Source organism: Nonomuraea sp. NPDC049141 (genome assembly GCF_040648415.1).
Taxonomy (GTDB): Bacteria; Actinomycetota; Actinomycetes; order Streptosporangiales; family Streptosporangiaceae; genus Nonomuraea.
The window spans coordinates 310,104-331,102 of record NZ_JBEZDR010000002.1 but is presented as its reverse complement, the minus strand read 5'-3'; the positions used below and the strand labels follow the sequence as shown (position 1 = coordinate 331,102).

At 70.4% G+C, this 20,999-nt stretch carries 19 protein-coding genes and 1 pseudogene; 13 read left to right on the top strand and 7 right to left on the bottom strand.

Annotated elements, in window-relative coordinates; translation table 11 throughout:
* Positions 1 to 20 precede the first annotated feature (20 nt).
* Positions 21 to 683, bottom strand: a complete 663-nt coding sequence (locus AB0B91_RS06365) for a DUF2306 domain-containing protein (protein ID WP_358316537.1) — start codon at positions 681 to 683, stop codon at positions 21 to 23.
* A 273-nt stretch (positions 684 to 956) separates the two neighbouring features.
* On the opposite strand from AB0B91_RS06365, the gene AB0B91_RS06360 reads away from it, so the two are divergent.
* The 3 genes and pseudogenes from AB0B91_RS06360 (at position 957) to AB0B91_RS06350 (ending at position 3,261) form a co-directional block, all read left to right on the top strand.
* Positions 957 to 1,574: a GNAT family N-acetyltransferase gene (locus AB0B91_RS06360; RefSeq protein ID WP_358316534.1), complete on the top strand. Its 618-nt coding sequence runs from the start codon at positions 957 to 959 to the stop codon at positions 1,572 to 1,574.
* A gap of 102 nt (positions 1,575 to 1,676) precedes the next feature.
* Positions 1,677 to 1,862: pseudogene (locus tag AB0B91_RS06355) on the top strand (IS5/IS1182 family transposase); the annotation flags it as partial.
* A 457-nt stretch (positions 1,863 to 2,319) separates the two neighbouring features.
* The gene (locus tag AB0B91_RS06350) at positions 2,320 to 3,261 is read left to right on the top strand and encodes a DUF5996 family protein (RefSeq protein ID WP_358316531.1); all 942 of its coding nucleotides are present in this window, start codon (positions 2,320 to 2,322) and stop codon (positions 3,259 to 3,261) included.
* Between the two features lie 56 nt (positions 3,262 to 3,317).
* Here the strand turns inward: AB0B91_RS06350 and AB0B91_RS06345 are convergent, their stop codons facing one another.
* Positions 3,318 to 4,673 carry an APC family permease gene (locus tag AB0B91_RS06345; protein WP_358316529.1) on the bottom strand — a complete coding sequence of 452 codons (1,356 nt, stop codon included), beginning with the start codon at positions 4,671 to 4,673 and terminating at the stop codon, positions 3,318 to 3,320.
* 5 nt (positions 4,674 to 4,678) lie between these two features.
* Positions 4,679 to 5,569: a carbon-nitrogen hydrolase family protein gene (locus AB0B91_RS06340; RefSeq protein ID WP_358316526.1), complete on the bottom strand. Its 891-nt coding sequence runs from the start codon at positions 5,567 to 5,569 to the stop codon at positions 4,679 to 4,681.
* A gap of 87 nt (positions 5,570 to 5,656) precedes the next feature.
* Between AB0B91_RS06340 and AB0B91_RS06335 the strand changes: the two genes are divergently transcribed.
* Both AB0B91_RS06335 and AB0B91_RS06330 read left to right on the top strand, forming a co-directional pair.
* The gene (locus AB0B91_RS06335; RefSeq protein ID WP_358316523.1) at positions 5,657 to 6,388 is read left to right on the top strand and encodes a GntR family transcriptional regulator; all 732 of its coding nucleotides are present in this window, start codon (positions 5,657 to 5,659) and stop codon (positions 6,386 to 6,388) included.
* A 688-nt stretch (positions 6,389 to 7,076) separates the two neighbouring features.
* Positions 7,077 to 7,949, top strand: coding sequence for a hypothetical protein (locus AB0B91_RS06330; protein ID WP_358316521.1), 873 nt, complete (start codon positions 7,077 to 7,079; stop codon positions 7,947 to 7,949).
* Between the two features lie 79 nt (positions 7,950 to 8,028).
* Here AB0B91_RS06330 and AB0B91_RS06325 read toward each other — a convergent pair whose 3' ends face one another.
* From AB0B91_RS06325 to AB0B91_RS06315, 3 genes are read right to left on the bottom strand one after another with little or no spacing between them, the layout of a single operon-like run.
* The gene (locus AB0B91_RS06325; RefSeq protein ID WP_358316518.1) at positions 8,029 to 9,957 is read right to left on the bottom strand and encodes a protein kinase; all 1,929 of its coding nucleotides are present in this window, start codon (positions 9,955 to 9,957) and stop codon (positions 8,029 to 8,031) included.
* Positions 9,954 to 11,183, bottom strand: a complete 1,230-nt coding sequence (locus AB0B91_RS06320) for a hypothetical protein (RefSeq protein WP_358316515.1) — start codon at positions 11,181 to 11,183, stop codon at positions 9,954 to 9,956. The genes AB0B91_RS06325 and AB0B91_RS06320 overlap by 4 nt, the downstream gene beginning before the upstream one ends.
* On the bottom strand, positions 11,180 to 11,803 hold the full coding sequence (locus tag AB0B91_RS06315) for a hypothetical protein (RefSeq protein ID WP_358316513.1): 624 nt from the start codon (positions 11,801 to 11,803) through the stop codon (positions 11,180 to 11,182). Before AB0B91_RS06315 ends, AB0B91_RS06320 begins: the two co-directional genes overlap by 4 nt.
* 128 nt (positions 11,804 to 11,931) lie before the next feature.
* On the opposite strand from AB0B91_RS06315, the gene mycP reads away from it, so the two are divergent.
* From mycP to AB0B91_RS06275, 8 genes are all read left to right on the top strand, one after another.
* Positions 11,932 to 13,068, top strand: a complete 1,137-nt coding sequence (mycP, locus tag AB0B91_RS06310; protein ID WP_358316510.1) for a type VII secretion-associated serine protease mycosin — start codon at positions 11,932 to 11,934, stop codon at positions 13,066 to 13,068.
* A 97-nt stretch (positions 13,069 to 13,165) separates the two neighbouring features.
* The gene (locus AB0B91_RS06305) at positions 13,166 to 13,489 is read left to right on the top strand and encodes a WXG100 family type VII secretion target (protein ID WP_358316507.1); all 324 of its coding nucleotides are present in this window, start codon (positions 13,166 to 13,168) and stop codon (positions 13,487 to 13,489) included.
* Positions 13,490 to 13,505: 16 nt separating this feature from the next.
* Complete coding sequence (locus tag AB0B91_RS06300) at positions 13,506 to 13,805, top strand: WXG100 family type VII secretion target (protein WP_219527046.1); 300 nt, start codon at positions 13,506 to 13,508, stop codon at positions 13,803 to 13,805.
* Between the two features lie 8 nt (positions 13,806 to 13,813).
* Positions 13,814 to 14,179, top strand: a complete 366-nt coding sequence (locus AB0B91_RS06295; RefSeq protein ID WP_358316504.1) for a hypothetical protein — start codon at positions 13,814 to 13,816, stop codon at positions 14,177 to 14,179.
* An 8-nt stretch (positions 14,180 to 14,187) separates the two neighbouring features.
* Positions 14,188 to 15,507 carry a hypothetical protein gene (locus AB0B91_RS06290; protein ID WP_358316501.1) on the top strand — a complete coding sequence of 440 codons (1,320 nt, stop codon included), beginning with the start codon at positions 14,188 to 14,190 and terminating at the stop codon, positions 15,505 to 15,507.
* 2 nt (positions 15,508 to 15,509) lie between these two features.
* Complete coding sequence (locus AB0B91_RS06285) at positions 15,510 to 15,848, top strand: hypothetical protein (RefSeq protein ID WP_358316498.1); 339 nt, start codon at positions 15,510 to 15,512, stop codon at positions 15,846 to 15,848.
* A gap of 12 nt (positions 15,849 to 15,860) precedes the next feature.
* Entirely contained in the window at positions 15,861 to 16,565 is a 705-nt protein-coding gene (locus tag AB0B91_RS06280; RefSeq protein WP_358316495.1) for a hypothetical protein, read from the top strand.
* Positions 16,562 to 16,996 (top strand): hypothetical protein, encoded by a 435-nt coding sequence (locus tag AB0B91_RS06275; RefSeq protein ID WP_358316492.1) that lies wholly within the window; start codon positions 16,562 to 16,564, stop codon positions 16,994 to 16,996. The genes AB0B91_RS06280 and AB0B91_RS06275 overlap by 4 nt, the downstream gene beginning before the upstream one ends.
* Here AB0B91_RS06275 and eccCa read toward each other — a convergent pair.
* Positions 16,993 to 20,991 carry a type VII secretion protein EccCa gene (eccCa, locus tag AB0B91_RS06270; protein ID WP_358316489.1) on the bottom strand — a complete coding sequence of 1,333 codons (3,999 nt, stop codon included), beginning with the start codon at positions 20,989 to 20,991 and terminating at the stop codon, positions 16,993 to 16,995. The genes AB0B91_RS06275 and eccCa overlap by 4 nt on opposite strands.
* Positions 20,992 to 20,999 lie beyond the last annotated feature (8 nt).

The window sequence follows — 20,999 nt, the reverse complement described above, 5'->3', positions numbered from 1 at the left end:
TTCCTCAGCATCCCGGCATCTCAATCTCGTGCTCTCGTCGACTCTGTGGGCCTCGACGCGCCGGAAGAAGTACTGGCCGCCTGGCGCGATCCACGCCTCCTGATCAGGATCTCCACCACGACGAGATTGACGATCCACCCGAGAGCCTGCCCGATGGGGATCATGGACTGAGCGTTGGCACTGATCGAACCCGCGTTCACCGTGTCGCTGAACGGCACCTGAGCCAGCAGCAACAGCGGCACCAGGACTCGGGAGGTGACGGCGAGGAAGGTGAGCGCGTAATTGCGCATCATCCAGTTCCGATGCCGTACGAAGTCACGGCGACGGGCGGCCTGGAAGGCCAGCCAGCCGGTAAGGAGCCACAGGGCGGCTGGGATCACCAGGCCGATCTGAGTGATGAGACGGCCCGAGAGCAGCGCCACCGGTATGGCGGTCAACCCGGAGGGCATCACCCCCGCAAGGAGATAACAGCGGCCGATCGTCCGGTGAACCCGTCTGCGTGCCCGGATCGCCGGAACGAACTGGAGAGGGCCGAGAACGAGCGCGACCAGCGCCGTGAGGACGTGCGCGACGAGCAGGTAGTAGTGCGCCCCTCCGCCCACGTCGAGCCGGCTGTCCTCGACGTCGAACCCGAGATAAGGGCCGACGAGCACGGCGCCGAACACAGCCGCAACGACCAGCATCAGCCAGATTCGGCGAGCTGTGGCCGGAGCAGCGCCAGCCGGCCTGCTTCGGTTGTGGGTCACGACTTGCTCCAGGTCGTCAGTTGATCCCGGAAGGGTGGTGATGCGGGGAGGCCGACCCTTTCCGGTTGGTGATCCGACAGCGATCATCATGCGGTGGCGGCCGACCGGCTCACATCCGTCCTGGGGCGGCGTCCCGGCTACTCCCATGGGCGTAGTTCTCCTTCGCTTCCGACCTTTTCTGTTTTCTGCCACTCGTTACGCTGCCGAGGCATGATCAACGTTGCATCCGAGTGGACCAAGGGCTGGGCGATCTCACGGGGGGCTGGAAAGCCGATGGCCGAGCCGTGGGGCTGGCGCATCGAGGTCGAGGGGATCGGGCGATACGTCGTCACCGACCTCCAGTGGCTGGAGAAGCTGCTGCCCACCGTCACCGAACAGGGCGCCTGGCTCAAGCTCTTCGTCTCCCCCGAGGAAGCTGCGCCGTACCTCACCCAAGGTTGGGAACGCACAGACCCCGGCTTCATGATGACCGTGGACCTGGACCGCACCGAACCCCGCTGCCCGGCCGGATACGAGATCGAGGTGACCACCTCCGGAGCGGCCACCTTCGTCCGGATCCTGACCGCCGGTGGCGAGCAGGCCGCGCGCGGCCAGATGGGTTGCACGGGTGAGACCGTGGTCGTCGACAAGGTGCTGACCGAGGAGCCGCACCAGCGGCGGGGGCTGGGCACGGTGGTGATGCGCACCCTGCAGAATCTGGCCATCGACCAGGGGGTCAGCGTCGGCGTCCTGGGCGGGACCAGCCAGGGGCGGGCGCTCTATGAGCGGCTCGGCTGGCGCGTGGCCTCACCCCTGACTTCCTTCCAGTACGGCGGAGCCCAGCCCTAAGCGATCGCGCCAATTCACCGGAAGTCGCAACCGCCGCGACCTCCTGAGAGCAAAGTGCCGGGGTCTTGTTGGCTGAAAGGTCGTCCATGATGACGTGGATCGGCGCGCCGCCGGGGCACTCCACACGGCTCCGGCCTGGGCGTACACCGGTGGGTAATCGAGCAGACGACCGCACTGCTGCTCGGGTTCCGCCGCCTGCGCATCCGCTGGGAGATCTGGGACGACATCCACGAGGCGTTCATGACCCTCGCCGCCGCGATCATCTGCTGGCGACGCCTCATCCGCTGACGCTCACTGCGGCACGGGCGCGGTAGGACCAGGCCCCATGGTCGCACCAGGCTCAGCGCCAGGCTTCCGGCCAACATCGCCATGGCGCAGAGGACGAAGAGATAGGGACTGCCGCCTTGCGCGTACCAGCTCCGGAACATGCCTTCGTCAGCCCAGAGGGGAACTCCCAGAGCCCACACCACGTGCAGCGGTATGAACCCGATTGTCGCCGAAAGCGCAGACGCGTAGGCCGCCCGGATGGCCCAACGCGGGGCAGGTACTTCAGTTCGCTCACTCACCATGTCCCCAGCGTCTCCGAGCCACCTCGGCCAGGGATCCCCCGCACGGGTGAACCCGTTCCCCCGCACGGATGATCAACGGGACGGTCGCCTATCAGCGTCGTCGCCCGCTAATGGAAGCTTGCCGGGCTCCCGCCATCGCATGGGTGGCGCCGCGAATGTGTGGGAACGATGGCGTCATGGAGTTGTTCACCGCCGTGCCGTCGGCCGAGTGGCGGGATACCAAGGCGACGCTGCACCGGTTCTGCCAGGTAGTGGGCAAGATCCGGCTCGCCTCGGCGTTCCGGCGCAACCACTGGTGGAACGCGCCGTTCCATGTCACCGGGCGAGGGATCACCACCCGTCCGATGGGGCAGGCCGACGGCAACCAGATCTTCACGATCGACTTCGACTTCGTCGGCCACCAGCTGCTCATCACCACGGTGGACGGCCGGGCGGTGTCGTTCGCGCTCCCTGGCCAGTCGGTGGCTTCCTTCTACCAGCACACCATGCGGGCGCTGGCGGCCCTGGACGTGCGGGTGGACATCCCCGTGCCGCGGCCGTTCGATCTGCCTGACTCCGACCGGCCGTTCGCCGACGACACCGAGCACGCGCACTACGATCCGGTCGAGGTCACCCGCTACTGGCAGGTCCTCAGTCAGGTGAACCTCCTGCTGGAGGAGTTCGCCGCGGGCTTCTCGGGCAAGATCAGCCCGGTGCACCACTTCTGGCACACCTTCGACATCGCCTGCAGCCGCTTCTCCGACCGCGTGATCGACCAGCCGGCCGGGGCTGATCCGGTGACGCGGGAAGCGTACTCGCGGGAGGTGATCAGCGCTGGCTTCTGGTTCGGCGACGACGCCTTCTCGGACCCGGCCTTCTACTCCTACACCGCTCCCGAGCCCGAAGGGCTGGACAACGAACCCCTGGAGCCGGCGGCCGCGCGGTGGATCGAGCCGCGAGGCGGCCATCTGGCCGTACTGCGCCACGCCGACGCCCGGTCCGAGGCTGATCCGCGTGCCGCCGTGCTCGCCTTCTACGACAGCGCCTACCAGGCCGGAGCCCGGCGCGCCGGCTGGGACGTCGCCCGGCTCGCCTGTCCCGGCGGGGTCACCGATCCGGAGCTGCGCGCTGGAACGTGATGGACCGCGTACTGGGCGGGCAGCGGGTGTGAAGTCCCGTCCGACGCCGGGAGAGGTCAGGCGTGGGAGGCGGACTCGCTGCCCTGCTGCTCGCTGAAGTCGATCTCGGGTGGCGGGACGCGGAACAGCCGGGTCAGGTAGGCGAGGTAGACGACGCCGACGGCGAGCCAGACCAAGCCGAGCGTGATGGCGTGCCCGTCCAGCTGGGTGAGCAGCCACAGGTCGATGACGGCCCCGATCGCGGGGGCCACCACGTACGCCACCGGCCCGAGCCTGCGGCCCTCACGGCGCTCGCGCAGGTAGAGGGCGATGACGGCCAGGTTCACGAAGGTGAAGGCGGTGAAGGCGCCGAAGTTGATGAACGAGGTCGAGGTGGCCACGTCCATGCGCACGGCGATCAGCCCGACCAGGCCGGTGAGCAGGATGGAGAAGACCGGGGTGCGGAAGCGCGGGTGGAGGTAGCCGAAGACACGACGGGGGAGCACCGAATCGCGGCCCATGGCGTACAGCAGGCGGGTGGTGCTCGCCTGGGCTGCCAGGCCGGAGGTGAACTGCGCGACCACCAGACCCGCCAGGAAGACCGCGCCGAAGAGGCTGCCCCCGATGGTCTCGGCGATCTCCGCGGCCGCCGAGGAGGAGTCGGCGAACGCGCCGCCGGGGTGGACGAGCTGGGTCACGTAGGAGACCAGCACGAAGATGCCGCCGCCGATCAGCGCGACGAGCAGGATCGCCCGCGGGATGGTCCGCCGCGGCTCGATCGTCTCCTCGGTCAGCGTGGTGACGGCGTCGAAGCCGAGGAAGGAGTAGGCGGCGATGGCGGCGCCCGCGGCGACCGTCGACAGCGTGGCGCCGGTGCCGGTGAAGGGCGTCAGGTCGAACAGCGAGCCGACGCCGGCGCCGCCGACCAGGTGGCCGACGGACAGCAGCACGAAGAACGCCAGCACCAGGACCTGGAAGAGCATGAGCACCGAGTTGGCCCGGTCGGCCACCTTGATCCCCGCCAGGTTGAGCCCGCTGGTCAGCACGACGAACGCGACGATCCACAGCCATGAGGGCACGCCGGGGAACTGCGCCGACAGGTAGGAGCCGCCGATGAGCCAGATGACCATCGGCAGGAAGAAGTAGTCGAGCAGGACCGCCCAGCCGACCAGGAAACCCACCCGCGAGTCGACCGTGCGCCGCACGTAGGTGTAGGCCGAGCCCGCGACGGGGAAGGCGGCGGCCATCTTGCCGTAGCTGAACGCCGTGAACAGCATGGCGACCAGCGCGATCAGGTAGGCGGACGGCGAGGCGCCCCTCGTGGTCTCGGCGACCACGCCGAAGATGCCCAGGACGATCAGCGGCGTCAGGTACGCCAGCCCGAACAGGACGACGGAGCGCAGGCCCAGCGTGCGCTTCAGAGTGGGTTCCATGTCGATCACTCCACATCAGGGGGTGGGAAGCTGCCGTCCGGAGTCCATCGGGCAGGGTCGAGGCGCCCCTGGTAGAGGGGGAGCTCCAGTGAGACGTCGCTGTCGGTGAACTGCGACCACATGCGGTTGAGCCCGGCGGTGCCGTACCGCCTGACCCTGCTGACCTCGCTGAGGTCGAGCACGTCGGTGAGGACGGTGTCCGCCTCGCCGGCCTCCGTCCTGACCCGCCCTTCGGGGTCGACCACGAGACTGCGTCCCGTGCCGGTGGGCGCGGCGACGTTGACGGAGGCCACGAAGACCTGGTTGACGATCGCGTTCGCCCTGGCGAGCACCAACTCCTGGGCTCGGTCGGAGGTGGTGGTCAGCACGGGGTTGACGATCACCTCGGCGCCCAGCCATGCCAGGTGTCTGGCCACCTCGGGGAACCACGCGTCGTAGCAGATGGACAGGCCGATCCTGCCGTGCTCGGGCAGGTCGACCACGACGAATCGGTCGCCCGGCCGGTACGGCTCGCGCGGCCGCCACGGAAAGATCTTGCGGTAGGAGGCGGCCAGCTTTCCCTCAGGAGAGAGAACCAGCGCGGTGTTGTAGAGCGCGCCGTCCTGGCCGCGCTCGCAGACGCTGCCGGGCACCAGCCAGACACCCAGGTCTCCGGCGAGCGCGGCGAGTTCCGCGACTCGCGGTCCGTCCAGCGGTTCGGCGGCGTCGGCCAGTTCGGCGTCCCGCTCGGCAGGCCGTACCCGGCTGCCGGCCAGGTGCAGCTCCGGGTAGACCACGAGCCGGGTGCTGGGGAAGGTGGCCAGCAGGTCCTCCACCTGCTCGGCGAACTGGGACACCGGCGCCCCGGCGGGAACCGGAGTGGCCTGCGCGAGCGCGAGGGGTAGTGGCTGTCGCATGGTTCAACCTGCCTTCTGACCAGCACTTTCATGCTGTGCCGATAAAATAGCTCATATTGAGCTTTTAAAGCAACGTACGGTAGTGCCATGGAGGCCCTGACCGCGCTCAACTCCCAGGCCCTGGAGGGGCTTCGCCGGCTCACCGCGCTCGACACCGTCCGCGCACGCATCGCGCTGGCCGTCGACCTGCGCCTGCTCAAACCGGGCGAGCGCCTGCCGCCGACGGCCGAGGTCGCGCGTGCTCTGGACGTCGGGGAGATCACCGTGCGCCGCGCGCTCATCGCGCTGTGCGAGGAGGGTGTCCTGGTACGGCGCCGCGGCAGGACCGGCGGCACCATGGTCGCCGACGCACCCACCGTCGGACAGGTGGCCGAGATCGAGGCCTACCGGGCGGCCACCGCCGAGGTCCACCGCCTCATCGACCACCGGCTGATGCTGGAGTGCGGCATCGCCCACCTGGCCGCCACCGCTGTCACGGCCGAACGGCTCGCCGAGCTGAAGACGCTGGTCGAGACAATGGATCAGGCCACCAGCTGGGCCGATTTCCACGCCAACGACGAACGCTTCCACCTGGCGCTGGCCTCATCCACCGGCGTGGACTCCGCGGCCGACCACTACGCTCCCGTCCTGCACCAGCTCTACCGCTACTACCTGCCCTACCCACTCGACTACCTGCGCGAGTCGAACCGGGAGCACGCCGCCCTGGTGACAGCCCTCGAACGGCAGGACCCTGTCGAGGCCGTCAGGATCGCTCACGCGCATGTCGACGTCCTGCATCGGACGATGTTCGTCGGCCTGCTGTCGACATCGGACGGGTAATTGAACGGCTCTAATCGCCAGGCTCCGGGGACGTTTTTCTGTCACCCTGATTCAACTTTTTCGCCCGTACGGAGTCGGCTGGAGCTCACTACTATTCGGCCATGATCTTCGACCTTTCGATACTCCTGAGAATCGGCCTGGCCATGGCCATTCCCGCGGTGTTCGCCTGCGCATCTGTGACAGTCGCGGCGCTGTCTGCCCCACAGAACCGCCACGTGCGCATACGCCGGCGATATGTGATCGGGGGATTGTTCCTGTCGTTCATCGGCGTCTGCATGATGGCATTCGGCGCGTGGTCGGCGCGTGAAGATTCGCGCTACGACGGCCTCATCTTGATTGGGCTGGTGCTGGTGACCCTCATAGGCGGAGGTCTGCTCCTTCTCGGTTTCGGCCCGTTCGCCTCGCGGCTGCTGGAAATCCTCGGTCGGTACGCGGAACGGCTACCGCTGCCCGTTCGCCTGGCGGCCCGCGACCTGGCCGGACGTCGCGCGGCTACGGCTCCCGCGATCACGATGACCGCGATGGCGACGAGCTTCGGCATCGCGCTGGCGATCATCGCGGTCGGCATGACGGCGCAGGACAGGGCCGACTACTCCCCCAGCGCCCGGCCCGGCACCCTCGTGGTGAGGTTTTCTCGGGGGAGCAGGCCGGTGCCGTACGTGCGGCGATTCAGCAGGAGTTACCCGGAGTGCCCATCGCCCAGAGGGAGGGTCCGCGTGAATACCGACACTTCAGCGCGTCCGCCGAGAGCGTCGGCCTGCTGGAAGAGTCCGTCTACCCGCACGAAGTCATCGGCGACGAGGCACTACTGCGGTATATCACCGGCGACCAGTCGACGCCGTACGACGAGGGCAGGGCCGTGGTGGTCACGACCGCCGACGTGAAGGTCGACTCGGTCGCGATCCGCTACGACGTGACCGGGAACAACGGCCCGCTGGCGAGCAAGAGCATTCCGGCGATCGGCGCCAGAACCATCGACCCCAATATGCAGACGATCTTCGTCCCGGCGAAGGTAGTCCGGGACCTCGGCTATCAACTGGAGCCGGACGAGCTGATCGTCGATCCCTCCCTCCATCGAATCTCGGCGAGTGAACAGGAACGGCTCGACAGCCGGCTGGGCGACGTCGCGCAGACCTATGTCGAGCGGGGGTTCCAGGCTTCGACCAGTTGGCAGGTCGTCGCCGTGGCGACGCTTCTCATCGCCCTGTACGGTGCATTGACCGCCGGAGACGGCAAGGCCACGAGTTCGCGATCGGGTCGGGTGCTGAGGCGGGCCGGTGATGGAACGGCCGCGACTTTCCGGTGGTTCGGCGCCTGCCGTGCGGGGCTGAGCGCGGCCTGCGGAACGGTGTTGGGCGCGGTCGCCGGGTGCCCCATCGGGATGCTGCTGATCTGGCCTTTGACGGCGTCGAACTCATGGGAGTCACCACCACGGGTTCCCTTCGAAACTCCGTGGCTGACGATCGCGGCCGTGGTCGTCGGGCTGCCCGTCCTCGCCGCCGCCCTCGGCGGACTCCTCACGCGTGCGCGAGTCGGCGGCGAGGCGACCGTCACTCCGTGATCAGCTGCAGTTCCCGGCCCGTCGAGTTCGCGTTCGCGGCGGCCCTGACCAGCTCTACGACATAGCTGAAGCCGATCGTTCAGGTGGGTGGGGTGGCCAGTGGGAGGACGATGGGCGGTTGGACCTGTTCGTCCTGGCCGCCTGGGTCGGTTTCCACCGCGCCGCGGATGCACAGGGACGGTGACCAGGCGACGGACGACGGCTGGCCGAGTCTGACCACCGTGCCGACCTTGAAGCAGTAGCCCGTGGCCGCCTCCAGGCCGCCGACGGTGAACGTGTTGCTGCCGCTCCGCATCGACATCAGGCGTTCGCCGGGAGACTGCTGGATGACCATGGGGAAGTCGCTCTTGCGCTGCTGCTTCCACGACAGCACCACGGACGAGCCGTTGTCGGTCACCAGCGTGAGGTCCTTGGGGCGCTGCGCACTCATCGCGGCCGCGTCCAGGGTCTTGGTGGGGCGGGCGATGGAGGGCCGGGCGGTGGGTGGCGGGGTCGGGGCGGTCGAGTCGGGTGGGTTGGCGGTCGTCGTGGGGGCGGTGCCTCCGGTCGTGGCGGGGGCGGCGCCTCCGGTGGTGGCGGACTGGGGCTCCAGGGTGATGCGCGGTGGGGTCTGTGGGCGGTCGTTCATGGCGGCGGCGACGCTGGCCGCGCCGATCAGTACGGCCAGGCCGGAGGTGCCGGCGATGAACAGGGGGACCTTCCTGCTCCTGCGCCGTGGCTCCGCCGGTGCCTGCGGCTCCGCCGTACCCTGCCGGGACTGGTAGGAGGACGGGTAGAGCGGCCGGGGCGGGGCCGGAAGCGACGCCGAGCGGTCGGGGTCGACGGTCCACACGAGAGCACGCGGCACCGACGCCTCAGCGGCCACCGGCATCGACGACCCAGCCTGCGAAGCGCCCGGTAGAGGTCCCGGTCCGGCCGGCAGGGCGCTCGCCCCGCTTTGAGCGGCGCCCGGCAAGGACCCGGGCCCGGTATGTGACAGGCCGGCCACGAGCGGCGGTCCGACATACGAAGGGCCCGATCCGGTCAGCGAAGGCGGCGGGCCAGGCACGGCCTGCGGGGGTGGCAAGCCCGGTCCGTCCTGCGATGGCGGCACGTCCGGCGCGAGCAGCGGTCCAACATACGAAAGGCCCGATCCGGGCTGCGAGGGTGGCAGACCCGGTTCGGGGTGCGGTGGTGGCAGGAGGGACTGCGGGGCGGCCGGTAGGGCCGTCTGGGCGAATCGGTCGGCGAGGTCGGCGGCCGTGGGGCGGGTGTCGGGGGTTTTGGACATCGCCTGGTGGACGGCGGTCACGAGGTCGGGTGGCAGGTTGCGGTGCGCCAGGGGCGGCGGTTCCTCGCTCAGGACGCCGAAGACGAACCGGGCCGAGGTGTCCGGACCGTCCAGGGCGAACGCGGGCCGCCCGGCCAGCAGTTCGTACAGCATCGACCCGAACGAGTACACGTCCGACGCGGGACTGGCCGAGCGGCCTTCGAGCAGTTCGGGCGGGGTGTGGACGGAGACGGACGTGCCGTCGGGGAGTTCGGCCAGCGACATCAGCCCGCTCATGCCGTACCCGGTCAGGGCGGGCTCGCCGTGCTCGGGCAGGACCACGTTCTCCGGCCGTATGTCGCCGTGGACGCCGCCCGCCGCATGGGTGGCGGCGAGCGCGCTCGCCACGGCGCGGGCGATGCGCAGTGCCTCGGCGGGGGGCGCGGGCAGGCTCCGGCCGGGCCGTTCGGCCAGTGTGCAGCCTCCGGGCAGGTGGGTCACCAGGTACGGGCGGCCGTCGGCGGTGGTGCCCAGGTCGAGTACGGGGATCACGTTCGGGTGGACGGCGAGCGCCTCGGGGAAGCGGAAGCCGCGCAGCAGAGGCTTGAGCCTGCGCTTGTCCACCCGGCGGCAGGCCAGCGTCCGCAGCAGCACCGAGGCGCCGTCGCGGTCGGCCGTCGCGAGGTACGCGCTCCACGGCCCGTCCTGCCCGGCCCGCTCCTGGAGCCGGTAGCCGCGGACCTTCTCCGTCACCGTCATGCGATCACTGCGGGACCGCCCAGGTCATCGGTCTCGAACGCCTCGTCCTCGATCATCGGGAACCGGGTCCGCTCGCGATCCTGCTCCTGGCCGTTGGCGCCGCCCATGCCCGGCGGATACATGCCCATCCCCATGCCGCCGGTCCCGGCCCGCACGCCCGCGCCGCCGCCCGTCAGCCCGCACGCGCCCTGTGCCGCCGTCGTGGCGGTGCCGATCCCTGACGGGCTCAGCGGGCCGGTCGTGGGTACGCCGGTGTTCACCCGGTTGGCCAGGTCGGGCGTCATGGTGTCCGGAAAGCCGGCCAGGTTCGCCTTGGTGTCGGGCAGGGCCGGGGTCTTGAGGTCGCCGGGGTTCTTGAGGTCCGGGGTCTGGGGTGTCTGGAGGTCGGGGGTCTTGAGGTCGGGGGTCTTGAGGTCGCCCGGATTCTTCAGGTCCGGATTCTGGGCGCCGCTGGGATCGGAAAGGCTCGGGTTCTGGGCGCCGTTGGGGTCAGGAAGGTTCGGGTCGGTCAGCCCTGGTTGGTCACCGACGCCGGACAGGCTGGGATCGTTCATGCCGGGCAGGCTGGAGTACGGGCTGCCGAGGCCCGAGTACGGGTCGGAGACGCCGCCGAGCCGGCCGTTGCCGCCCAGGCCGTCGAGGCCGGGCAGGTGCGCGGGAGTGACACCCGCACCGGGTGGCGGAGCCGCGCGCTGCTCCAGCTCGGGGGCGATCCGGTCGTAGACCACGCCCATGAACCTGTTGAGCTGCCGCAGATGGTGGCGGGCAAGGGCGTGCGCGTTGCCGTCGGTGCCGAACACGCTGTCACGGAGATCGTCGTCCCAGCCCGCGCTCCCGACCTGGGGAACGTTGTCGCGGAAGAAGGGCAGCACATCACGCCCGTACCAGATGAGGGGCTTGGCGATGGTCTGCGCGCTGTAGTTCACCGCGGCCAGGTCCTTCTGGAGCTCGCCGATCTTCTTGAAGACGCCCTCCAGAGGTTCCCCGCCCAGGGATGCGGCGATGCGCCCCGCTTCTGTCTGCAGGTTCTTCATCGCTTCCTCGCAGCTCGCGGCCAGGGCGTCGTAGTTGTGGCCGGCGTCCTCGATCTTCCGCGGGTTGGTGTTGTTGCGGATGAGGTCGACGATGCCCTGGCTGTTCTCGCTGTCACCCTTGGTCGTGGCGATGTCGTCGGGCAAGGGACGGGTGCCGTCCCTGAGCTGGTAAAGGGTGTAGCTGCCGGTCATGTCGCCGTCCTGCGCAGGCCGTCGGCCACGGCCCGGTCGGCGTCCATGGCCGCCTTCACGGTCTGGTCGAGCGTTTCCAGGATGGCCTCGTAAACCGAGCAGAGCTGGGTGACGGCGCCGCTGAGGCTGTGCTGCGCCCTGTCGGTGGTCAGCTTCAGGTCGGTGGCGGCCTGCCAGGTGCCCAGGTCGCGCTCGGTCAGTGTGGAGCGGGTGACGAGCACCTCCAGGCTCGGTGTGCCGCCCAGTCCCCTGAGCCGGTCCAGGTCGGCGCGGAGCTTCTCGACGGGCGAGTCAGGACGCGGTTTGCCGGTCTCCGGGTCCACGAAGTCGCCGATCTTGATGAACATCTCCTTCTTCGCGGTGCCCGGGTCGACGCGGTATCGGGTCAGCAACTCATCGCGCGTCGTCTCGGAGACCCGTGGCCGGGCGGTCGGCGGGTATGTTCCGGTCCCGTAATCCTGCAGGTAGTCGGTGTACTCTTCCTCGGTGTTGATGGGGTCCAGCTGTGTCTCGTAGACCCTCCCGTCCTCGCCCGACTCGACGCCAATGCGCTGGTCTCTCGGGAGGCCGAGGCCATCCCTGGTGTCATCCCGCTCGCTGCCGTCGTCAGGTGTCGGCATGAATCTCTCCCCGGATATCGGTCCGCGCCCATCCCTTCTGTATCCCGCGCCGACCGTACCGGGGCTTCACTTCAAAGAATTTGAAACGGAATCCGGCTTACCGCCCAAGGCAGGCAAAATCCCATTACATGGCCATTTCCTGGGCCGGTACCACCGCCCTCGCCCTGGTGCTCGCCGTCACGCCCGCCGGCGCCGCGACGGCCGGCACCGCCGCCCCGCCGTGTAATCCCGAGGCCGGGGTCCAGGACGTCAGCGGCAAGCCCTGGCCACAGGATCGGCTGCGCTTCCAGCGGGTGTGGCGGCTGACCCGGGGCGAGGGCGTCACCGTCGCGGTCGTCGACAGCGGCGTGGACACGCGGCACCCGCAGCTCGCCGGAGTGGTCACCGTCTCCGAGGACCTGACCGGCACGGACCAGCGGGACTGCGTGGGCCACGGTACGGCCGTGGCGGGCATCATCGCCGGCCGCGACCTCACCTCGCGTGGCGTACCGTTCCTCGGCGTCGCACCGGGCGCGCGGATCCTGTCGATCAAGCAGACCGCGACGAACGACGGCGCGGTATCGCTGCTGGCCCGAGGCATCAGACGGGCCGCCGAGCTGGGCGCGAAGGTCATCAACGTATCCGTGGAGGCGCACGACCAGCCGGAGCTCAAGTCGGCCGTCGCCTACGCGCAGAGCAGGGACGCGGTGATCGTCGCGGCGGCGGGCAACGTGAAGCGGGAGGACGGCGAGGTGACGCCCTCCTACCCGGCGAACTACCCCGGCGTCATCGCGGTCGGCGCGGCCTCCCCCGACGGCACGAAATCGGCGTTCTCCAACGGCACCACCAGGGTCTCCGTCACCGCGCCCGGATCGGCGATCACCAGCACGTGGACGGGCGGCGGCTATCGGACCGATCTCGACGGCACCAGCTTCGCCGCCCCGTACGTCTCGGGGGTGGTGGCCCTGGTCAGAGCCAGGCATCCGGAGCTCGATCTCTGGCAGGTCAAGCGCCGCGTGGAGGCGACGGCCGAGGGCGGCGGCGCCAGCGGAACCGGCTCGGGCATGGTCAACCCGCTGCTCGCGGTGACCGCCGTACTGCCCGGCACCGAGGAGAAGGCGGGCGGCGTCGCGCCGGTCGTCGTGGCCAAGGCCGTCGTCCCCGACCCGCGCACGCGCGGGCTGGCCGTCGGCATCGCGGGAGGCACGGTGGCGGTGACCGGGCTGGTGGTGTTCGCGGCGATCATGCTGCCCCGGGCGAGGCGCCGGGGCTGGCGTGCCGGGTGATCCAACATTTCGAGGAATGTTGAAGTCACAGCCGTTCATCCGGTGCGCCCGCTTATGGTGCTCGCGTTGCCCCATGTTCGATTCCGGGAGGTGAACCGTGGCGCAGCCGACCACCTATCAGCAGGGCAGTCAGCACGACGCGGCCGCGCGCGCGCTGATCGCGCACGAGCACATCACGCAGATCCACAACAGGCTGCTCCAGATCCCCGACCAGCTCGGCAGCGCGTGGAAGGGCGAGTCGGCGACCGTCTACGCGCAGGTGCTCAACGAGTGGAACCCGCAGTTCAAGAAGGTCATCGACGCCCTCCACCTGATCGCCGAGAACCTCAAGGGCTCCGGGATCGAGTACGACGAGGCCAGCACGTCCGCGCAGGCCGTCACCCAGAACCTCATGGCCGCGCTCAACGGCGGCAAGCTCTGACCTTAGGAGGGTCTCCATGACAGGTGGCGGCGACATCATCCTCGCCAATTTCGACGAGATGGAGGAGATCGCGGCCGAGCTCGGCCGCGCGTACGCCAACCTCGTCGGCGAGCTGACCGACCTGGAGAACGACCTGAAGATCCTGGAGACCTGGGACGGCTCCGCGAAGGGCGTCTACCTGGAGGCCAAGCGCGAATGGAACGACGCCGTCGTGTCCATGGGTGACACCATGCAGCGCTTCGGGCCCGCTCTGCACGACGCGACCGAGATCATGCGCGACGCCGAGCAGGCCAACGTCCGGCGCTGGGGCACCTGAGCGGAACGATGGCGGAGAACGGAACACCCCCAGAGCTGCTCATCGACCCGGCGGCGGCCGGTGACCAGGCGATGTGCCGGCCGGACGCGCTGCTCGACATCGCGGGGGCCATGTCGAGAGACCTGCTGCCCCGGCTCGAATCGGCCGGGCACACGGTGCCCGACCTGTCGTTCAACGCCGTGGGCGACTGGGATGTGGCACGGGGGTACGCCGAGACCATGCAACGGGCGCGCATGGCCACGGTGGACACGATGGAGTTCGTCACCGAACTGGTCAGAAGGGTCGTCGACGATCTGGTCGCCACCGCCAACACCGCCAGGGACGGCGACCAGCGGGCGGGCGAGGCTGCTCGCCGTACCAGATCTTCCGGATAGAGGGGCGCGTGGGAGAACCGAAGCCGATCAAGGAGGGCGCGCTGCCGGCGGGCGCGCCCGAGAGCTACGGCGGGCGCGACTCGATCCGGCGGCTGGTCATGAGCACCAGGCCGGAGGAGTTCGGCGGCGTCGCCGACGCCTACCGGTCCACGGGCACGCTGCTGGACCAGACGATCAAGGAATTGACCACCTATGCCTCACGTCTCGTCGCCGATGGAAACTGGGGCGGCGAGTCGGCGCGGGCCATGCTCGGACGGATGGCGCGGGTGCAGTCGTATCTCGGCACGCTGCGGAGCCAGATCGGCGACATCCCGCCATCCGTTCAGCAGGCCGGTCGCGAACTGGCCACGGCGAAGGAGAAGTTCGAGCAGGCCACTCAGGAGCAGTACTACACGGTGGACACCGGGTCGTACATCTCCAGGGAGCTGGGGAACGATCCAGACGCCGACGCCCAGCGCTTCCTCGCGGAGCTGAACGGCCGATTGGCGGACGCGCACGGGACGCTTCCCGCGCGGCTGCCGTGGGACCCCGACCTGGCCGCCGGCGCGCCGTATATGCCGGCGCCGGTCGTGCGGGACAGCACGCCGGTGGGTGGCGGGATCGAGTTCCCCGATCAGGAGTCCACGCGCCCGGTCGCCCGGCTGGCCAGTGTGGACCGGGCGGCGTCACCGATCTCGGTGACGCCGCCCGCTAACGCGTCCACCCCGGCGGTACCTCTCGCCTCGTCGGTCCCCGGCACCGCCGCTCTCCCGACCTTGGGGACGACGCCGGGCCAGGTCCCCGGGCTGATCACGTCCACCGCCGGGACGCCGTCCGTGGACCAGCCCACCGGCTACCCGCCGACGACCGGCCCCACGTCGACCGGGCTCCAGCCGGTCACGGCCGAGCCGAGACGGTCCCCCACCGGCACCGGCACCCGCCAGTCCGTCCGCACGCCGTCCGACCCGATGCGGTCCGACCGCACACCGTCCGACCACATGTCGTCCGACTCCACGCGCTCCGTCCTGGACGAGGGTCCACCGGGCACCAAGCCCACCTCCGACCAGGCCCGTACCCCGCTCGGCAGCGTGCCTCACGAGACGGGCCCGTCCGTACGGCCCGGTGTCGTGCCGGTCGTCGACGGGACCTGGCCTGCGACCAGGACGGCATCGTCCGGCGGCCCCACAGGGGCGGCCGCCGGCACCGGTGGCATGCCGTTCATGCCGATGGGCGGCGGCCCGACCGGATACGAGGGTGCGTCCGCCGCGCACCGGACGGTCGCGCCGCCCCCCGACGACTCGGGCCTGTTCCGTCCCGCGTACGACCCCGGCCAGCCGGTGGTGGACTGACCATGGCCTCCGAGAACGACCTCAAGCGCATGCAGCTGGACGCCGACTCCGTCCGCGAGGTGGGCCGCAACCTCGGCAAGAAGCCCATGGAGCACCTCAACGACATGACCCGCGTGGTCGCGGGGCTCAACGTGCACTCCCGCCACTACGGCCTGTTCGGCTTCTTCGGCTCCTCGCTGGAGGACGCGCTCGACCAGGTGAAGCTGGCCGCGCACCAGTACGTGTCGGCGACCAGGCACGAGCTGGCCGAGATGGAGTCGAAGGCGTTCGACACGGCCAACACCGCCGTTCAGGGCGACGGCGCGGCCGCCAGGGCGGCCTCCGGCGTCACGGCCGGCTGAGAGCGAGGACACATGCCGACACAACCGGAATCCGTGATCGCGGGCGCGGGCATGGCCCAGCTGGGTGCGGCGCTCCTGGGCGGCGGCCGCGCGAAGTACGCCGGGCTGATCATCGCTCTCACCGTCGCCGACACCCCGGAGCTGCGGCGGGCCGCGCAGCAGTGGGAGGAACTGTCGGCGGGGCTACGCGAGCATCCCCAGCAGGTTCAGGAGTCCGTCAAGGACGTTCGCTGGACGGAGACGAGCGCCGAGCTGTTCCACCAGACGGTCGACACGCACGCCAACGAGGTGGCCGACAAGGCCGCTCTGCCGCAGTCCACGGCGGACTCCATGCGGACGTCGGCCGATGTTCTCGACTTCGCCGGCGACCTGATGCTCGACGTGGGCGCCGCCATACTCCTGGCGGGGACGATCTACCAGCTCGGGCGGGTCAATCCCTACTTCCGGCCGGCGGCGGAGGTGGCGGCGACGATGTTCGGCCGCCGGGCCGATCAGCAGGCCGGGCAGGGCGCCATCAAGCTGCAGACGTTCCTCAGGGGCACGGAGGGCGTGGTCGGCAAGATCGCCGGCCGGTTCGCCAAGGTGTCGCCCGCCAAGAAGCTGCTCTTCGGCGGGGCGACCGCCATCGGTGGCGGGATGGTCGCCAACTCGGCCGTGGCCGGTGACCTCAGCGGATCGGCCCTCCCGCAGGGCAACCAGCAGACGAAGGAGGCATGATGCGGGCTTTCGACGAAGCATCCATCGACCGCATGATCGCCGGCACCCAGCGCCCTCTGGACGGGTTCGAGGAGCTCTACCAGCAGGTCCTGGCCGTGCAGGGGTTCGCCCAGGACGCGGAGAAGCTGGTGACGGTCGAGTGCTCCGCGCAGGGCGTCACCGGGCTGGACATCAACCCGCGCGCGCTCCGCTGGGGCTCGGACAAGCTCGCCACCACGATCCTGGAGCTGATCGCCACGTCGCTGGCCGACCTGCAGGAGAAGTCGAACGCGATCATGGCCGAGAAGTGGGGCGAGGCCCCGCTCGACCTCACCAAGCAGGACAACCCGGCCGAGCTGCGCCTGCGGAACGCGCAGGAGACGTACGACAGGGCCATGGAGAACGCGATGGCCGAGCTCGCCCGCATCCAGCGCCGCCTCGACGACGCCTAGCCCGCTTCCGGCGGGGCCAGGTAGGCCGTCTGGATGAGCCGCGCGCCCGAGCGCCGGTCCACATAGACCCCCCGCCCGGGCGGCAACTGCTGCGGCCGCACGTTGCCGAACAGCGCCCCCTCGTCCCGCGGCCCCGACAGCAGCACGGCCGGGGTGTTCATCTCCTTCAGCCGCCGTACGACCGGGTCGAGCAGGCCGCGCCCCGCGCCGCCCATCGCCCGCCCCAGGATCAGGTGCAGGCCGATGTCGCGGGCCTGCGGCAGCAGGTCCCCGAGTACGGCCAGCGGATTGGCGGACGTGGCCACCAGGTCGTAGTCGTCCACGATCACGTACAGGTCCTGGCCGGTCCACCAGCTCCTGGTACGCAACTGCTCGGAGGTGAGGTCGGGCGGCGGTAGCCGGGTCTGCATGACCTCGTAGATGCCCTTGAGCACGGTGGCCGCGGCGGTGCTGGAGGCGGCGTAGCCGATGCGGTGCTCGTTGTCGGCCGTGTCGAGCAGCGAGCGCCGGTAGTCGATGATGACGATCCGCGCCTCCAGCGGCGTGAACCTGTCGACGATGCCCTCGGCGACGACGCGCAGCAGGTTCGTCTTGCCGCTCTCGGTGTCGCCGAAGACGACGAAGTGCGCGTCGGCGTCGAAGTCGAGCGACACGGGCGCCAGAGCGGCCTCGTCGATGCCGATCGGGATGCGCGGCCCGCTCTGGTCCGGTCCGGGCAGCGTGTGCACGGGGAACAGGTCCGGCAGCAGCCGCACGGGCGGCGCCGGCGGCTGCCGCCAGGCGCTCGCCGCGTCCGCCACCAGCGCGGCGACCCCTTCGGTCAGGTCGTCCACCGTGGCCTTGCCGTCCACGCGGGGCAGCGCGGCCAGGAAGTGCAGCGCCTCGCGGGTGAGGCCGCGGCCGGGGGCGCCCTCGGGGACGTTGGCGGCGGCCTTCCTGTCGATCTCCGACTCGAAGGAGTCGCCCAGCCTGAGCTCCAGCCGGGTGGAGAACATGTCGCGCACGTTGGACCGGAACTCCGACCACTTGTTGGCCGTCCCGACGACGTGGATGCCGAAGCCGAGCCCCCGGGAGACCAGCTCGCTCAGCGGCGCCTCCAGCGACTCGAACTCCTGGCGCATCGTGGCCCAGCCGTCCACGACGACGAAGACGTCACCCCAGCCGTCGCCCTCGTACGCGCCGGAGGCCACCAGACGGCGGTAGGTGGCGACCGAGTCGATGCCCCGCTCCACGAACAGCCGCTCCCTGCGCGCCAGCAGGGCCGTCACCTCCGCCACCGTCCGCCGCACCCGGTTGGCGTCCAGCCTGGTCGCCACGCCGCCGACGTGCGGCAGCCCGGCCAGCGCCGACAGCGTGCCGCCGCCGAAGTCCAGGCAGTAGAACTGCACCTCCTTGGGCGTGTGGGTGACTGCGAGCGAGGCGATCAGCGTGCGCAGCAGCGTGCTCTTGCCCGTCTGCGGCGACCCGATGATCGCGGCGTTGCCCGCCGCGCCCGACAGATCCAGCCAGTACGGGTCGCGCCGCTGGTCGAAGGGGCTGTCCACGATGCCCACCACGGCGTGCAGCCGGCCGGGGCGGTCCTGGTCGGTGCCGGCGGCGGTGAGCCCGTGCGACGGGGTCGCCAGGACGGGCGGCAGCAGCCCGTCGAGCGAGGCCGGCTCCTTGAGCGGGGGCAGCCAGATCCGGTGCGCGGCGGGTCCCTGCCCGTTCAGGCGGTCCACCACGATGTTGAGCAGGCTGTCCTGCTGCTCCCGGTCCTCGGCGACGGGCTCGGGCTCGACCTCGGGCGGCGGCGGCAGCGGCACCCGCTCGGTGCCGTACCAGACGATCTTGCCCTGGTGGCCGGGGCGCGCGGCGACCGCCCGGTTCTCCCGCTGCGCCGCCTGGTAGGGGCCGGACACATAGGCCGCCTTGAACCTGGTCATCCCGGTCGTCTCGAACATCAGGTAGGCGTTGCCGGGTTCGGGCGGCAGCGAGTAGGCGTCGGCGACGCCCAGCACCGCCCGGCTCTCGGCCGCCGAGAACGTCCGCAGCCCGATTCGGTACGAAAGGTGCGTGTCCAGCCCGCGCAGCCGTCCCGACTCCAGCCGCTGGGACGCGAGCAGCAGGTGCACGCCGAGCGAGCGGCCGAGCCGCCCGATCATCACGAACAGCTCGATGAACTCCGGCTTGGCCGACAGCAGCTCGCTGAACTCGTCCAGCACGATGAACAGCGTCGGCATCGGCGCCAGCGCTGCGCCCTGCTCGCGGGCCTGCTCGTAGTCGCGCAGCGAGCCGTAGTTGCCGGCCGAGCGCAGCAGTTCCTGGCGGCGGACCATCTCGCCGTGCAGGGCGTCGTGCATGCGGTCGACCAGCGGCAGCTCGTCCTCCAGGTTGGTGATGACCGCCGACACGTGCGGGAGCGTGTCGAGCCCCAGGAACGTCGCGCCGCCCTTGAAGTCGACCAGGACGAAGTTCAGCACCTCGGATGAGTGGGTGATCGCCAGCGCGAGGACGAGCGTGCGCAGCAGCTCGCTCTTGCCGGAGCCGGTGGCGCCGACCACGAGCCCGTGCGGGCCCATGCCACCCTGCGCCGCCTCCTTGATGTCGAGCTCCACCGGCCGGCCGTCGGCGCCCAGGCCGAGCGGCACCCGCAGCCGGTTCCTGACCGGCCGCGGCTGCCAGGTCACGGCGGCCGAGATCCGGCGGGCGTCACCGATGCGGAGCAGGTCGGTGAGCGTGGTGTTGGTGGACAGCGCGTCGCGCTCCTCCTCCGCCCCGCCCGCGACACCTGCCCGCAGCGGCGCGAGCTGCCTGGCCAGCGCGGCGAACGCGGGCAGGCCGAGTACGTCGGGCCGGCCGAGCGCGGTCCTGACCTGCTTGCCCATGTCGTCCTCGGCGACCCGGACCACCTCGTCGGCGGTGACGTCGAGGTACAGCGAGAGCTGCGCGGGCGCCTGTCCCGCCGACCCGCTGAGGTCGATCACGGTCACGCCCTCGATGGCGTCGGTCCCGAGCTGGCTGCCCGGCGGAACCCGGCCGCCGTCCAGGATCACCACGTGGTACGGCAGCGCGTCCTGCGAGAGCCCCCGGCTGAACCTGGGCCGGTCCTTCAGCTCGAACCCGAGCAGGTCGTCGAGCTCCGCGAGGTCCCTGGTGACCAGCCGGACCGGGCCCGCCCCGTCCTCCTCCTGGGGGTGGAAGGCGTGCGGCAGCCACTTGACCCACTCCCACTCGGCCGCCCGTTCGGCCCCGGTGCACACGGAGACCCGCAGGTCCTCGGGCGAGTGCAGGGCCACCGCCTGGGCCAGCGCGGCGCGGACCAGGCCGCGAGCGGCCTCGGGATCGCCCGCGAGCGTGATCCGGGCGAAGGAGTGCAGCGCCAGCGCGACCGGCAGGCCGGGAACCGTGGCGTGGGTACGCACGAAACGGCGCAGCGCGCCGGCGGACATCGGGTCGAGATCCTCGATCGGCCGGCTCTCCGGCGGGATCAGCGGCAGCGCGAGGCGCTGCGCGGAGGTGGCGATCCGCACCTGGCCGAAGTCGTCGTCACGGGGCCGCCGCTCCCACAGCCGCGAGGTCATGACCAGCGACCACAGCGTGACGGGGTCGGGATGGTTCCAGGTCATCGCCTTGCGCTGCTGTTCGGCGGCACGGCGGACGCGCCGGCGCACCTGCTCCAGGTAGCGGTAGTAGTCGCGGCGCTGGCCGTTGATCCGGCTCTTGCGCTCTCCGGTGGTCCTGAGCATCTGTCCCATCGTCATGCCCACCATCGAGACGGCGAACAGGCCGCTGGACACCATCATGATCGGGTTGCCCGTGCCGCCGCCGGTGAACATGAGCGCCATGGCGCCCGCCCCGGCGATCATCGGCAGGTAGGTCAGCACCTGGGTCAGACCGCCGCCCGTGACCGTCTCGGGAATCTCGGGTGGCGCTTCCAGCAGGACCTCACCGCTCGGCTGCTCCGGCGGCCTGCGCCGCTCGGGCCGACGCACCACCCATGTGTTGCCGCTCACCGCACCTC

What these genes read in the sequence shown, in the direction of transcription:
- AB0B91_RS06365 (WP_358316537.1), bottom strand. Translation starts at nt 683, where the DNA reads ATGCTGGTCGTTGCGGCTGTGTTCGGCGCCGTGCTCGTCGGCCCTTAT.
- AB0B91_RS06360 (WP_358316534.1), top strand. Translation starts at nt 957, where the DNA reads ATGATCAACGTTGCATCCGAGTGGACCAAGGGCTGGGCGATCTCACGG.
- AB0B91_RS06350 (WP_358316531.1), top strand. Translation starts at nt 2,320, where the DNA reads ATGGAGTTGTTCACCGCCGTGCCGTCGGCCGAGTGGCGGGATACCAAG.
- AB0B91_RS06345 (WP_358316529.1), bottom strand. Translation starts at nt 4,673, where the DNA reads ATGGAACCCACTCTGAAGCGCACGCTGGGCCTGCGCTCCGTCGTCCTG.
- AB0B91_RS06340 (WP_358316526.1), bottom strand. Translation starts at nt 5,569, where the DNA reads ATGCGACAGCCACTACCCCTCGCGCTCGCGCAGGCCACTCCGGTTCCC.
- AB0B91_RS06335 (WP_358316523.1), top strand. Translation starts at nt 5,657, where the DNA reads ATGGAGGCCCTGACCGCGCTCAACTCCCAGGCCCTGGAGGGGCTTCGC.
- AB0B91_RS06325 (WP_358316518.1), bottom strand. Translation starts at nt 9,957, where the DNA reads ATGACGGTGACGGAGAAGGTCCGCGGCTACCGGCTCCAGGAGCGGGCC.
- AB0B91_RS06320 (WP_358316515.1), bottom strand. Translation starts at nt 11,183, where the DNA reads ATGACCGGCAGCTACACCCTTTACCAGCTCAGGGACGGCACCCGTCCC.
- AB0B91_RS06315 (WP_358316513.1), bottom strand. Translation starts at nt 11,803, where the DNA reads ATGCCGACACCTGACGACGGCAGCGAGCGGGATGACACCAGGGATGGC.
- mycP (WP_358316510.1), top strand. Translation starts at nt 11,932, where the DNA reads ATGGCCATTTCCTGGGCCGGTACCACCGCCCTCGCCCTGGTGCTCGCC.
- AB0B91_RS06300 (WP_219527046.1), top strand. Translation starts at nt 13,506, where the DNA reads ATGACAGGTGGCGGCGACATCATCCTCGCCAATTTCGACGAGATGGAG.
- AB0B91_RS06295 (WP_358316504.1), top strand. Translation starts at nt 13,814, where the DNA reads ATGGCGGAGAACGGAACACCCCCAGAGCTGCTCATCGACCCGGCGGCG.
- AB0B91_RS06285 (WP_358316498.1), top strand. Translation starts at nt 15,510, where the DNA reads ATGGCCTCCGAGAACGACCTCAAGCGCATGCAGCTGGACGCCGACTCC.
- AB0B91_RS06280 (WP_358316495.1), top strand. Translation starts at nt 15,861, where the DNA reads ATGCCGACACAACCGGAATCCGTGATCGCGGGCGCGGGCATGGCCCAG.
- AB0B91_RS06275 (WP_358316492.1), top strand. Translation starts at nt 16,562, where the DNA reads ATGATGCGGGCTTTCGACGAAGCATCCATCGACCGCATGATCGCCGGC.